This is a genomic window from Curtobacterium sp. MCLR17_032, assembly GCF_003234795.2.
Taxonomy (GTDB): domain Bacteria; phylum Actinomycetota; class Actinomycetes; order Actinomycetales; family Microbacteriaceae; genus Curtobacterium.
Genome location: NZ_CP126268.1, coordinates 1 through 12,815, shown reverse-complemented (window position 1 = coordinate 12,815; position 12,815 = coordinate 1). Strand labels below are relative to the sequence as shown.

Annotated in this window: 9 protein-coding genes and 2 tRNA genes; 1 reads left to right on the top strand and 10 read right to left on the bottom strand. The window is 68.0% G+C overall.

Annotated elements, in window-relative coordinates:
- Positions 1-36: 36 nt before the first annotated feature.
- A complete protein-coding gene (locus DEI97_RS00055) occupies positions 37-612 on the top strand; it encodes a hypothetical protein (protein ID WP_111075320.1) in 576 nt (191 codons plus the stop codon).
- A 791-nt stretch (positions 613-1,403) separates the two neighbouring features.
- Here DEI97_RS00055 and DEI97_RS00050 read toward each other — a convergent pair.
- From DEI97_RS00050 to dnaA, 10 genes are all read right to left on the bottom strand, one after another.
- Positions 1,404-1,476: transfer RNA gene (locus DEI97_RS00050), tRNA-Ala, on the bottom strand.
- Between the two features lie 53 nt (positions 1,477-1,529).
- A tRNA-Ile gene (locus tag DEI97_RS00045) sits at positions 1,530-1,606 on the bottom strand.
- Positions 1,607-1,678: 72 nt separating this feature from the next.
- Positions 1,679-2,086, bottom strand: coding sequence for a DUF3566 domain-containing protein (locus DEI97_RS00040; protein ID WP_110902908.1), 408 nt, complete (start codon positions 2,084-2,086; stop codon positions 1,679-1,681).
- Positions 2,079-4,763, bottom strand: coding sequence for a DNA gyrase subunit A (gene gyrA, locus DEI97_RS00035; RefSeq protein ID WP_253465853.1), 2,685 nt, complete (start codon positions 4,761-4,763; stop codon positions 2,079-2,081). The genes DEI97_RS00040 and gyrA overlap by 8 nt, the downstream gene beginning before the upstream one ends.
- 112 nt (positions 4,764-4,875) lie before the next feature.
- Positions 4,876-6,897, bottom strand: coding sequence for a DNA topoisomerase (ATP-hydrolyzing) subunit B (gene gyrB, locus DEI97_RS00030; protein WP_111075319.1), 2,022 nt, complete (start codon positions 6,895-6,897; stop codon positions 4,876-4,878).
- 133 nt (positions 6,898-7,030) lie between these two features.
- On the bottom strand, positions 7,031-7,531 hold the full coding sequence (locus tag DEI97_RS00025) for a DciA family protein (RefSeq protein ID WP_111075318.1): 501 nt from the start codon (positions 7,529-7,531) through the stop codon (positions 7,031-7,033).
- On the bottom strand, positions 7,531-8,748 hold the full coding sequence (gene recF, locus DEI97_RS00020) for a DNA replication/repair protein RecF (protein WP_111075317.1): 1,218 nt from the start codon (positions 8,746-8,748) through the stop codon (positions 7,531-7,533). The genes DEI97_RS00025 and recF overlap by 1 nt, the downstream gene beginning before the upstream one ends.
- Before the next feature lie 37 nt (positions 8,749-8,785).
- Positions 8,786-9,670 (bottom strand): phosphogluconate dehydrogenase (NAD(+)-dependent, decarboxylating), encoded by an 885-nt coding sequence (gene gnd / locus DEI97_RS00015; protein ID WP_111075316.1) that lies wholly within the window; start codon positions 9,668-9,670, stop codon positions 8,786-8,788.
- 70 nt (positions 9,671-9,740) lie between these two features.
- Positions 9,741-10,901 (bottom strand): DNA polymerase III subunit beta, encoded by a 1,161-nt coding sequence (gene dnaN, locus DEI97_RS00010; protein ID WP_111075315.1) that lies wholly within the window; start codon positions 10,899-10,901, stop codon positions 9,741-9,743.
- Positions 10,902-11,357: 456 nt separating this feature from the next.
- Positions 11,358-12,815 (bottom strand): chromosomal replication initiator protein DnaA, encoded by a 1,458-nt coding sequence (dnaA, locus tag DEI97_RS00005; protein ID WP_111075314.1) that lies wholly within the window; start codon positions 12,813-12,815, stop codon positions 11,358-11,360.

Genomic DNA, 12,815 nt, shown 5'->3' with positions numbered 1-12,815 from the left:
GCAGGATGGGGTCACGTCGAGCCATGGAGGTACCGAATGTCGATCGAGATCCCGCGCAAGCGCCGGAAGCAGATCAAGAAGCTCAAGGGCAAGACCGCCTCACTGCTCGGTGAGCAGCGGAAGGTCCTGGAGCACGCGAACGCCATCCTGACCGAGGCCCGTGAGCACGCAGCAGATGCTGCGCGCAAGGACTTCGCTCCCCGCGTGCAGAACGCGATCGACAACGGGCTCCGTCCCGCGGTCGCGACCGGGGTGCACGCTGCGACCTCGGCAGCACAGAACGCCTCGCACCGGTTCCAGTCGGAGGTCGTTCCCGGCCTCATCTCCACCGCTGGCTCCGTGCTCAGCGTCGGGGACCTGGCGAAGGACCCCCGCGTGCAGAAGATCGTGAAGGAAGCACAGAAGCGCAGCAAGACCGCGCGCAAGGCTGCCGGCAAGTACGTTCCGGCCGTCGCACCGAAGAAGGGCATCGGTTTCGGTGGGGTCGCCCTCATCATCGTCGGTGTCGTGGCAGTCGCCGGTGCTGCGTACGCCGCGTACCAGACGCTCCGTGCCGACGACGACCTCTGGGTCGCCGATGACGCGGACAACGCGGGCAAGCCCGCCGCCTGATCTCCTGGTTCGCTCGAAGGGCCCCGGCACTGCGCCGGGGCCCTTCGTCGTCCCCGGGGTGCGCGTGCCTTCGCCCGCCGGACCCCGCCCACGCCCCTTGCCCCTCGCCGCGAGGTCGCACAACACGCCGCATCCCACCCGCCGACGTCGCACAACGTGCCGCCGCACGTCGCCGGCCCCGGCAGTTCGGGCGACCTCGACGACCAGCACACGGCAGGTCCTGCGACCTCGGCCACACGCCACCTCCCGGCGTCGAGGTCGCACAGCACGCCGCCACCCACCCGCCAACGTCGCACAACCTGCCGCCGCACGTCGCCGGCCCCGGCAGATCGGGCGACTCCGACGACCACCACACGGCACGTCCTGCGACCTCGGCCACACGCCACCTCCCGGCGTCGAGGTCGCACAACACGCCGCCACCCACCCGCCGAAGTCGCACAACCTGCCGCCGCACGTCGCCGGCCCCGGCAGTTCGGGCGACCTCGACGACCACCACACGGCAGGTCCTGCGACCTCGGCCACCAGGCGCCGCCGCCCGACCTGCCACGACACCCCGCAGGAGATCCGCCGACCGGTCACGAACCGTCGCCTGGAGGCCCGCCAACCGACGACTCGTGACCTCTCGACGCGAGACCCACGGCGAGCCGGCGGACCGAGGGTGGGCACGCCGAACCCGGGCAGCGCTCAACGGCCACGCCGGCGACCCATACGCGCCGCAGGGGCGGCGGCGCGTATGGGCAAAGAACGAAGCCCCTGGGCAGCGACACAGTCGCAACCAGGGGCTTCTCGAGTGGAGCCTAGGAGATTCGAACTCCTGACATCTGCCTTGCAAAGGCAGCGCTCTACCAACTGAGCTAAGGCCCCGAAGCGACCGAACGGGCCGCAACGCCGAGACTTCCGACGCGGGAGTTGAATTGTGGTGGGGCTACAAGGACTTGAACCTTGGACCTCTTCGTTATCAGCGAAGCGCTCTAACCGCCTGAGCTATAGCCCCTCAGACCGGATGAAAGCCTACCCCACGATCGCGCCGGAGCGAAATCGAGCGAGTCGGCCCACCCGGACCGGGTCAGTTGTTGGTGAAGCCCACGAGCACGCCGCCCGTGATCCGCACGCTGAGGTTGTACAGGACGCTGACGATGGCGCCGAGCACGGTCCCGACGACGACGTTGAGGATGCCGACGACGATCGAGAACCCGAGGACTTGGCCCAGCGAGAACTGGTCCATGATCGAGTAACTGTTCTGACCGGTGACGTCCTTCAACAGGCTGTCGATCTGGTCGAACACACCGGTCTGGTTGAGGATGACCCACACCAGCGCCGTGGCGACGACGATCACGATCGAGCCGGCCAGGGCGATGAGGAAGGACAGCTTCACCATCGACCAGAAGTCGACGTAGACCAGGCGGAGTCGGACCTGACGAGTCCCGACGGGCCGCTTCGCCTTCCGCTGGAGCTTCTCGGCGACACTACTCATTGCTTGACTCGTCCTCTCCGGCCTCGACAGGCGCGGCGTCGGTGGGCAGTGCGTCGGTGGAGACTTCCTCCACGAGCTCTGCGTCGGCGGCGTCGGCGACCGCTTCGTCCGGGCTGACGGTCTCGACCGGGCCTGCAGGCTCGATCTCGGCGTCCTCCTGGTCGTCCAGGTTCCGCTCACTGTTGCGGGCCACAGCGATGATCCGGTCGTTCTCCGCGAACCGCGCGAAGACGACCCCCATCGTGTCCCGGCCCTTGGCTGGGACCTCGGCCACGGCAGACCTTACCACCTTGCCCGATTGCAGCACGACGAGCACCTCGTCGTCCTCACCGACGATCAGGGCACCGACCAGGTCGCCTCGATCGGCGGCCAGACGGGCCACCTTGATGCCGAGACCACCACGGCCCTGGATGCGGTACTGGTCGACCGAGGTGCGCTTGGCGTAGCCGCCCTCGGTCATCACCCAGACGAAGCCGTCGTCCGAGACGACCGATGCCGACAGCAGCGAGTCGTCCCCGCGGAAGGACATGCCCTTCACGCCGGAGGTCGAGCGACCCATCGGGCGGAGCGTGTCGTTCGTCGCCGTGAAGCGCAGCGACATGCCGTGGCGCGACACCAGCAGCAGGTCGTCGTGCTCGTCGACGAGCAGTGCGGACCGGAGCTTGTCGCCCTCGCGGAGGTTGATCGCGATGATGCCACCGGTGCGGTTGGTGTCGTACTCGGTGAGCGCCGTCTTCTTCACGAGACCCTGCTCGGTGGCGAGCACCAGGTACTGCGCCGCCTCGTAGTCGCGGATGTCGAGGACCTGCTGGATCTTCTCGTCCGGCTGCATGGCCAGGAGGTTCGCCGAGTGCTGGCCCTTGGCGTCACGCCCGGCTTCCTGCAGCTCGTACGCCTTGGCCCGGTAGACGCGGCCCTGGTCGGTGAGGAACAGCAGCCAGTGGTGCGTCGTGGTGACGAAGAAGTGGTCGACGACGTCGTCCGCACGGAGCTGGGCGCCACGGACACCACGGCCGCCGCGGTGCTGCGAGCGGTACTGGTCGCTGCGGGTGCGCTTGACGTAGCCACCGCGGGTGATGGTGACGACGACCTCTTCCTCGGGGATGAGGTCTTCCATGCTCATGTCGCCGTCGAAGCCGAGCATGATCTCGGTGCGACGGTCGTCCCCGAAGCGGTCGACGATCTCGGTGAGCTCGTCGATGATGATCGTGCGCTGGCGCTCCGGTCGGGCGAGGATGTCCTCGAAGTCGGCGATCTTCAGCTCGAGGGCCTCGGCCTCCTCGTGGATCTTCTGGCGCTCGAGGGCGGCCAGACGACGCAGCTGGAGTTCGAGGATCGCGCGTGCCTGGATCTCGTCGACGGAGAGCAGCTCCATCAGGCCGTTGCGGGCCTCCTCGACGTCGGGCGACCGGCGGATGAGCGCGATGACCTCGTCGAGGGCGTCGAGCGCGGCCAGGTAGCCGCGCAGGATGTGCGCACGCTTCTCGGCTTCGCGCAGACGGAACTGGGTGCGGCGGACGATGACCTCGACCTGGTGGTCGACCCACGCGCTGATGAAGCCGTCGAGCGCCAGGGTGCGGGGCACCCCGTCGACGATGGCGAGCATGTTCGCGCCGAAGTTCTCCTGCAGCTGGGTGTGCTTGTACAGGTTGTTGAGCACGACCTTGGCGACCGCGTCACGCTTCAGCACGATGACCAGGCGCTGCCCGGTACGACCCGAGGTCTCGTCGCGGATGTCGGCGACGCCGGCGAGACGGCCGTCCTTGACGAGCTCGGCGATCTTGATCGCCAGGTTGTCCGGGTTGACCTGGTACGGCAGCTCGGTGACGACCAGGCAGGTGCGGCCCTGGATCTCCTCGACGCTGACGACGGCGCGCATCGTGATCGACCCGCGACCGGTCCGGTAGGCGTCGACGATCCCGCGGGTGCCGAGGATCTGCGCGCCGGTCGGGAAGTCCGGGCCCTTGATGCGCTGCATCAGCGCTTCGAGCAGCTCTTCACGCGTGGCGTCGGGGTGCTCGAGCGCCCAGACCGCACCGGAAGCGACCTCGCGGAGGTTGTGCGGCGGGATGTTCGTCGCCATGCCGACCGCGATGCCGACGGAGCCGTTGACGAGCAGGTTCGGGAACCGGGCCGGCAGGATCGACGGCTCCTGGGTGCGACCGTCGTAGTTGTCCTGGAAGTCGACGGTCTCTTCCTCGATGTCCCGCACCATCTCGAGGGCGAGCGGGGCCATCTTGGTCTCGGTGTACCGCGGGGCCGCTGCGCCGTCGTTGCCGGGCGAACCGAAGTTGCCCTGGCCGAGCGCGAGGGGGTACCGCAGCGACCACGGCTGCACGAGGCGGACCAAGGCGTCGTAGATCGCGCTGTCACCGTGCGGGTGGAACTGCCCCATCACGTCGCCGACCACACGCGAGCACTTCGAGAAGGCCCGGTCCGGACGGTAGCCACCGTCGTACATCGCGTAGATCACGCGGCGGTGCACCGGCTTGAGGCCGTCACGGACCTCCGGCAGGGCACGACCGACGATGACGGACATCGCGTAGTCGAGGTACGAGCGCTGCATCTCGAGCTGCAGGTCGACCTGCGAGATGCGGTCACCGGAGACGACGATGTCCCCGCTGTCGCCGTGCACGATCTCGGGCTCGTCGGCGCCGTTCTCGTTGTCGTCAGCCATGTGCTTGCGTTGCCTTCCTTGACAGCCTGGAGGCTCGTCGTCCGTTGGTCGCGCCGGGCGCGACCACGAGGGGTCGGGTCGGGTCGACGCGGCTCACGCCGCGCCTCCCGGCCTAGATGTCCAAGAAGCGGACGTCCTTCGCGTTCTGCTGGATGAACTGGCGACGGGCGTCGACGTCCTCACCCATGAGCGTGGCGAACACGCTGTCCACCGCGGCGGCGTCCTCGAGCGTGACCTGCAGGAGCGTCCGGGTGTCCGGGTTCATCGTGGTGTCCCACAGCTCCTTGTAGTCCATCTCGCCGAGGCCCTTGTAGCGCTGGATCCCGTTGTCCTTGGGGATGCGCTTGCCCGCGGCGATGCCGGCCTGCAGCATGGCGTCGCGCTCCCGGTCGCTGAACACGTACTGGTCGGCCGCGTTCGTCCACTTCAGGCGGTACAGCGGCGGCTGCGCGAGGTAGACGTAGCCGCGCTCGATCAGCGGACGCATGTAGCGGAACAGCAGCGTCAGCAGCAGCGTGGTGATGTGCTGGCCGTCGACGTCAGCATCGGCCATCAGCACGATCTTGTGGTACCGGGCCTTGTCCGGGTCGAAGTCCTCACCGATGCCGGCGCCGAACGCCGTGATCATCGACTGGATCTCCTGGTTGGCGAGGGCGCGGTCGAGCCGGGCCTTCTCGACGTTCAGGATCTTGCCGCGCAACGGCAGGATCGCCTGCGTCATCGGGTTGCGGCCCTGCACGGCGGAACCACCGGCGGAGTCGCCCTCCACCATGAAGATCTCCGACAGGGTCGGGTCCTTCGACTGGCAGTCCTTGAGCTTGCCGGGCATGCCGCCCGACTCGAGCAGGCCCTTGCGTCGCGTGGTCTCGCGCGCCTTGCGGGCGGCGAGGCGCGCCTGGGAGGCCTGGATCGCCTTGCGCACGACGTCGCGCGCCTGCGTCGGGTTGCTCTCGAACCAGTGCGTGAGCTCGGCACCGACGACGCGCTGCACGAAGCCCTTCGCTTCGGTGTTGCCGAGCTTGGTCTTCGTCTGGCCCTCGAACTGCGGTTCGCCGAGCTTGATGGAGATGACGGCGGTGAGCCCTTCGCGGATGTCGTCACCCGTGAGGTTGTCGTCCTTCTCCTTGATGATCTTCGCTTCGCGGGCGTACTTGTTCACCAGGTACGTCAGCGCGGAGCGGAAGCCCTCTTCGTGGGTGCCGCCCTCGTGCGTGTTGATCGTGTTCGCGAAGGTGTGGACGCTCTCCTGGTAGGAGGTGTTCCACTGCATCGCGACCTCGAGCGCGATCTTGCGCTCCGGGTCCTCGGACTCGAAGCCGATGACGTCCGGGTGGACCAGGTCGGCCTTCTTCTGGGCGTTGAGGTACTCGACGTAGTCGGCGAGACCGCGCTCGTAGCGGAAGGAGTCCTTGCGAGCCTCTTCGCCCTCGGCCGGGGTGCGCTCGTCGACGAGGGTGATGCGCAGGCCCTTGTTGAGGAAGGCCATCTGCTGGAAGCGGGTGCGCAGGGTCTCGTAGTCGAACTCGACCGACTCGAAGATCTCGGCGTTCGGCCAGAAGGTGATCGTGGTGCCGGTCTCGTCGGACGCTTCGTCCTGGGACAGCGGCGACACCGGGACACCGTCGGTGTAGCTCTGGCGCCAGACGTGTCCCTGACGACGGACCTCGACGTCGAGCTCGCTCGAGAGCGCGTTCACGACGGAGGAACCGACACCGTGCAGACCACCGGAGACCGCGTACCCGCCGCCGCCGAACTTGCCGCCGGCGTGCAGGACGGTCAGGACGAGCTCGACCGTCGAGATGCCCTCGTTGGGGTGGATGTCGACGGGGATGCCACGGCCGTTGTCGATGACGCGGACGCCGCCGTCTTCACGGATGGTGACGTCGATGGTGTCGCAGTACCCGGCCAGGGCTTCGTCGACGGAGTTGTCGACGATCTCCTGCACCAGGTGGTGGAGACCACGTGGGCCCGTTGACCCGATGTACATGCCCGGGCGCTTGCGGACGGCCTCGAGGCCCTCGAGCACCTGGATCTGGTCTGCGCCGTACGATGGTTCGCTCTGCGGGGCCTGCTCCTGCGGCTGGGCCTCGTCACTCTGCGGGTCTCGCTGGTCGTCGTCAGATTCAGATGTCATGTCGGGAGTGCTCCTGCCTGCGCGCGGAACGCCCGCACACTGCACTCCCCAGTCTACCGCAGCGAGGCCCGGGTCCGGGGGCCGTACGCCCCACAGAGCGACGAATCTCAGACGGATGGATGATTTCGTCTGGTCAACCGTAGGTATCGCGAGGGCCGCGCCCCTGGACCGACCTGAGGCCGCGTTTCCATGTGGGGGCGTCGGGCCCGGAAACCCGGATCGACTCGACGCCCGCGGCCGGGTACCGCTGGGCGATGGTCGTCGTGACCGTCCCGCGCATGAGTCGCAGCTGCGTCGCCCAGGCCGTCGAGTCACACCGGATGACCAGGGCGCCGTCCTCGATCGTCACCGGGGTGGAGTGCTTCGCGAGCTCGTCGCCGACCACGCTCGGCCAGTCCACGAAGAGTTCGGAGCGTGCCAGCGGCTCGGTCCAGCCGAGCTCGGCGGTGAGCGCGCCCATCACGTCGCCGAGCCCGGTGGGTTCGCGTCCTTTGCCGTACGGCACGGAGTCCGGGTCCTGGCCGGCGGCTCGGCGTCGGCGCGCGTCGAGCCCGCGCTTCGACGGGTCGCCGAAGATCGCCTTGAAGTGCTGGTAGACACGGGACGGTTCGGCGGGCTTCCGGGGCGCGGGCATCAGGACGCCGCCGGGGTGGTGTCCGGACGGGAGGCCCGGTCAGCGTCCGCCTCGTCGCTCACGATCGTGCCGGCTTCGATCCGCACGGTGTGGGCGGCGAGCTGGCCCGGGACGTCGCCGTGCACCGCCGCGGTGATGAGGACCTGCTCGTAGTCCGCGACCGCTCCGGCCAGGCGTTCCCGGCGCGACTCGTCGAGTTCGGCGAACACGTCGTCGAGGATGATGATCGGGTCGCCGAGCGATGACTCGGCCCGGAGGATGGTCGCCGATGCCAGTTGCACGGCAAGCGCGAAGGACCAGGACTCGCCGTGACTCGCGTACCCCCGGGCCGGTAACCCGTTCAGCTCGAAGAGGACGTCGTCGCGGTGTGGGCCGGTCAGGGTCAGGCCGCGGTCGAGCTCGTCGCGTCGACGACGCTCGAGGGCACCGCGGAACGCCTCGGCCGCGGACGCGATCGAGACCGGCTCCTCCGGGGTCCCGAGCACCGGGTCGGTGGCGGCCGCGTCTTCGGGGTCGGCACCCCGGACACTGAGCACGCCGGCGATCGACGCCTGGTGCCGCTCGCCCGCGACGGTCGCGTACGACTCGGTCACGAACGGGGCGAGGCGCCGGGTGAGGTGGTCGCGGGCCGCGATGATCTCGGCACCGAACTCGACGAGCCGGTCGTCCCAGACGTCGAGCGTCGAGAGGGCCCCGGCTTTCGCTCCGGTCGCCCGCGCCGACTTCAACAGGGTGTTCCGCTGCCGGAGCGTCCGGTCGTAGTCGGCCAGGACGCCCTGCATCCGCGGCGCGATCTGGACCAGGAGCTCGTCGATCATCCGACGGCGACCGGATGGTTCGCCCCGGACGAGGGCGAGGTCCTCCGGTGCGAAGAGCACGCTCGTGCAGTAGCGCGGGAGCTCGCGGGGCTTGATCGCCGAGCGGTTCACCTGCGCGCGGTTCGAGCCGGTCCGGTTGATCTGCACCTCGGCGAGGATGCTCCGGTCTTCATGCGCCAGTCGGGCCCGGACGATCGCGGAGTCGCAACCCTGCCGGACGAGGGCGGCGTCGGTCGGTACCCGGTGCGACCCGAGGGTCGACAGGTAGGCGATGGACTCGACGAGGTTGGTCTTGCCCTGGCCGTTGCGGCCGACGAACAGGTTCGGCCCGCGTGCGAAGTCGACGTCCGCCTCCCGGTAGTTCCGGAAGTCGGAGAGTTGGAGATGGTCGACGTGCACGCGGGCCGAGACGGGTCGAGGGGGTTACCTCGACCGACTACGCCTTCTTGACGGCGTGGCCGCCGAACTGGTTGCGGAGTGCGGCGACGGCCTTCATCGTCGGGGACGCGCTGCCCTGACGCGAGACGAAGCGCGCGAACATGGCCGCGGAGAGCGCCGGCATCGGCACCGCGAGCTCGATGCCCTCTTCGAGGGTCCACCGACCCTCGCCGGAGTCGTCGACGTAGCCCTCGAGCGCGTCGAGCTTCGGGTCCTCGTTGATCGCGAGGACGAGGAGGTCGAGCAGCCAGGAGCGCACGACGGTGCCGCGCTGCCATCCGGCGAAGACGGCGGGGACGTCCGTGATGATGTCCTTGGCCTCGAGGAGCTCGTAGCCCTCGCCGTACGCCTGCATGATCGCGTACTCGATGCCGTTGTGGACCATCTTCGCGTAGTGGCCGGCGCCGATGCCGCCGGCGTGCGAGAAGCCCTCTTCGCGCGGGCCCTCGGGACGGAGTGCGTCGAAGACGGGCATGGCGCGCTCGACGTCGGCCGCGTCGCCGCCGGCCATCATGCCGTAGCCGTTGTCCTTGCCCCAGACACCACCCGAGACACCGACGTCCATGTAGCGGATGCCCTTGGCGTCCAGCTGCTTGGCGTGGATCTCGTCGTCGAGCCACTTCGAGTTGCCGCCGTCGATGACCAGGTCGCCCGGCTCGAGGACCTCGGCGAGGTCGGTGATGACGTCGTCGGTGATCTTCCCGTGCGGGACCATGACCCAGACCAGACGCGGGCCGGAGAGGGCCTTGGCGAGTGCGCCGAGGTCGGGGACGTCCGAGACGGCGGGGTTGGCGTCGTACCCGACGACGTCGATCCCTGCGTTGCGCAGACGCGCACGCATGTTGTTGCCCATCTTCCCGAGGCCGACAAGACCGATCTGCATGATTTCCTCTTCTTCGTCGATGTCGCGCTGGTGCTGGTTTCCACCCGCCAGCGCTGGATGTCTGTTGCGCTCAGCGCAGCAGCAGGTTGGGCTGCAGAAGGTACCGGTATCCGTCCGTGGCCGGTTCCTCTCGCGAGGACTGTCCGGTGATCAACACCGGGCCCGGCTTGTTCGGGTTCTCCGTCTTGGTGAAGGAGATCCGGACGAACTCGGAGTGCACTGCATTCAACCCGTCCAGGAGGAAGGCCGGTTTCAGGGAGACAACCGTTTCCTCACCGGTCAGCAACGCATCGATCGACTCTGACGCCTGCGCTTGTTCGGAACCGATCGCCTCGAGCGTGAGCCCGTCGACCGTGAAGGAGAACCGGAGTGCGGCTTCGCGCTCCAGGACGAGGGAGACCCGTCGGACGGCTTCGACCAGTTCCGCGGTGTTGATCACCGCGTGGTCCTGGACCGCCTCGGGGAAGAGCCGGCGGACCGGCGGGTAGTTGCCCTTGATGAGCAGCGACGTCACGGTCTTGTCGTCGGCGTGGAACGCGATGAGCTCGCGGTCCGAGCCGCCGCTGATCGAGACCGAGACGGTCGTGGCCGACCCGAAGGTGCGGCCGACTTCCTGCAGGGTGCGGGCCGGGACGAGGGCGTGGAGGGTCGTGGCTGCGTCGCCGTCGTCGCCGGCGCGGCCCGAGTCCCACTGGATCGTGCGAACGGCGACGCGGTAGCGGTCCGTGGCGATGAGCGAGACGTCGTGCTCGCCGACCTCGAGCTGGACGCCGGTGATGACCGGGGTGACGTCGTCACGGCTGGCGGCGACGGCCACCTGCGAGACGGCTTCGGAGAACGAGTCGCCCGGGATGACGCCGGTCTGCGGACCGATCTCGGGGAGGGTCGGGTACTCCTCGACGGGCATCGACAGCAGCGTGAAGTGCGCCGAGCCGCAGGTGACCGTGATGCGGGAGTCTTCGGTCGAGAAGCTCACCGGGGCGTTCGGCAGTCGGCTCGCGATGTCGTTGAGGAGCCGGCCGGAGACGAGCACCGTGCCCGGGTCGTCGATCTGCGCGGCGATCGAGGTCTGTGCCGAGACCTCGTAGTCGAACGACGACAGCGTCAGACGATCGCCGTCGGCGTGGATCAACACACCGGACAGGATCGGGAGGGTCGTTCGCTGAGGGAGGAGCTTCACCGCGAAGGAGACGGCTTCGGAGAAGACGTCCCGGTTGACCTCGAACTTCACGGCGTGGACCCCTGTCGATCGGTTGACTGCCCGGCGGCCCCCATTGTGGCACAGCGGCGGCAGACCACCGATCCGTGTCATTCGCCGTCCCCAGAGGTTGGCCCAGGGAGAAGGAGAGAGAAGAGAGGAGTAATGGTCTTAACGCCTGTGCACACTGTGGACAACTCTGGGGATGCCGCTCCCCGACTGGGAACTACAACCGTGTGACTTGTTGGTGGCGTGTGAGCGACCTCTGGATGAGCAAAGTTCATCTATCCACTTCTCTCCCCAGTTTCCACAGGCACCCCTCCAGCTGTGTACAAGCGGGCGGCGTGTCCTCCACAGTTATCCACAGGCTTTCCACACTGTGGGGAATCCGCCGCATGGAACCGTCTCAGATGGTGGACGCGCGCAGAAGGAGGCCGATCCCGGGTGTGGGACGGGCCTCCTGGACGGGGGGTGGCGGGCTGGTACGCGCTACCGGTACCGACGGTCCTGCTTGATCCGGCTCGTCAGTTCGGTGACCTGGTTGTAGATCGAGCGACGCTCCTTCATGAGCTCCGCGATCTTCTTGTTGGCGTACATCACGGTCGTGTGGTCGCGGTTGCCGAACAGCTGACCGATCTTCGGCAGCGACAGGCTGGTGAGCTCCCGGCACAGGTACATCGCGATCTGGCGAGCCGTGGCGATGGCCTGCGACCGGGACGAGCCGTAGAGGTCGTCGACCGAGAGCTTGAAGTACTCCGCGGTGTGGTTGATGATGTCCGTCGGCGCGATGACGTTGTCCTCGTCCAGCGTGATCAGGTCCTTGAGGACCGTCTGCACCAGCGCCATGTCGACGGCCGTCCGGTTGAGGCTCGCGAACGCGGTCACCCGGATCAGGGTGCCCTCGAGCTCGCGGATGTTGCTCGACACCTTGGACGCGATGAACTCCATGATGTCGTCCGGCACCTGCAGGTGGTCGGACTGCGCCTTCTTGCGGAGGATCGCGATGCGCGTCTCGAGGTCGGGCGCCTGGACGTCCGTGATGAGACCCCACTCGAAGCGGCTGCGCATCCGGTCTTCGAACCCGGTGAGGTGCTTCGGCGCGACGTCCGAGGTGATGACGACCTGCTTGTTGTGGTCGTGCAGCGTGTTGAACGTGTGGAAGAACGCCTCTTGCGTGGAGTCCTTGCCCTGCAGGAACTGGATGTCGTCGATCAGCAGGATGTCGATGTCGCGGTACCGCTGCTGGAACTGGTTCGACCGGTTGTTCGCGATCGAGTTGATGAAGTCGTTCGTGAACTCCTCACTCGACACGTAGCGGACGCGGATCCCCGGGTAGAGGCTCTCGGCGTAGTGCCCGATGGCGTGCAGCAGGTGCGTCTTGCCGAGGCCCGAGTCGCCGTAGATGAAGAGCGGGTTGTAGGCCTTCGCCGGCGCCTCGGCCACCGCGACCGCCGCCGCGTGCGCGAAGCGGTTGGAGGCACCGATGACGAAGTTGTCGAAGTTGTACTTCGGGTTGAGCCGGGATTCCGGACGGCCACCGGTGCCGGGCGAGTCCACCGGGCTCGGGACGAACGGCGCCTCGATGTACTGGCGCGGTGCGGCGGTCTGCGGCACGTGCTCCTGCACCGGCTCGGCGTAGGAGGGCACGGCGACGGCGTCGACCCGCGGCTCGGAGGCCATGTCGGGGTTCACGGTGATCGCGAAGTTGGCCACCGAGTCGTCCCCGATGCGCGCGACGGCCTCGGTGATGGGCACCCGGATGCGCTGCTCGAGCATGCCGCGGGTCAGGTCGTTCGGGACCTCGAGGTAGAGCGTCCCGGCGAGGACGCCCTTCGGCTCGACGAGGTTCAGGAAACCGTGCAGCTGCGGCGTGATCCGCTCGTCGTCGGCGAGGATCCCGAGCACTGACGACCAGAGGTCCTGGACGGGGTCGGCCGGCATCGTCAT

What these genes read in the sequence shown, in the direction of transcription:
- DEI97_RS00055 (WP_111075320.1), top strand. Translation starts at nt 37, where the DNA reads ATGTCGATCGAGATCCCGCGCAAGCGCCGGAAGCAGATCAAGAAGCTC.
- DEI97_RS00040 (WP_110902908.1), bottom strand. Translation starts at nt 2,086, where the DNA reads ATGAGTAGTGTCGCCGAGAAGCTCCAGCGGAAGGCGAAGCGGCCCGTC.
- gyrA (WP_253465853.1), bottom strand. Translation starts at nt 4,763, where the DNA reads ATGGCTGACGACAACGAGAACGGCGCCGACGAGCCCGAGATCGTGCAC.
- gyrB (WP_111075319.1), bottom strand. Translation starts at nt 6,897, where the DNA reads ATGACATCTGAATCTGACGACGACCAGCGAGACCCGCAGAGTGACGAG.
- DEI97_RS00025 (WP_111075318.1), bottom strand. Translation starts at nt 7,531, where the DNA reads ATGCCCGCGCCCCGGAAGCCCGCCGAACCGTCCCGTGTCTACCAGCAC.
- gnd (WP_111075316.1), bottom strand. Translation starts at nt 9,670, where the DNA reads ATGCAGATCGGTCTTGTCGGCCTCGGGAAGATGGGCAACAACATGCGT.
- dnaA (WP_111075314.1), bottom strand. Translation starts at nt 12,815, where the DNA reads ATGACGATGCCGGCCGACCCCGTCCAGGACCTCTGGTCGTCAGTGCTC.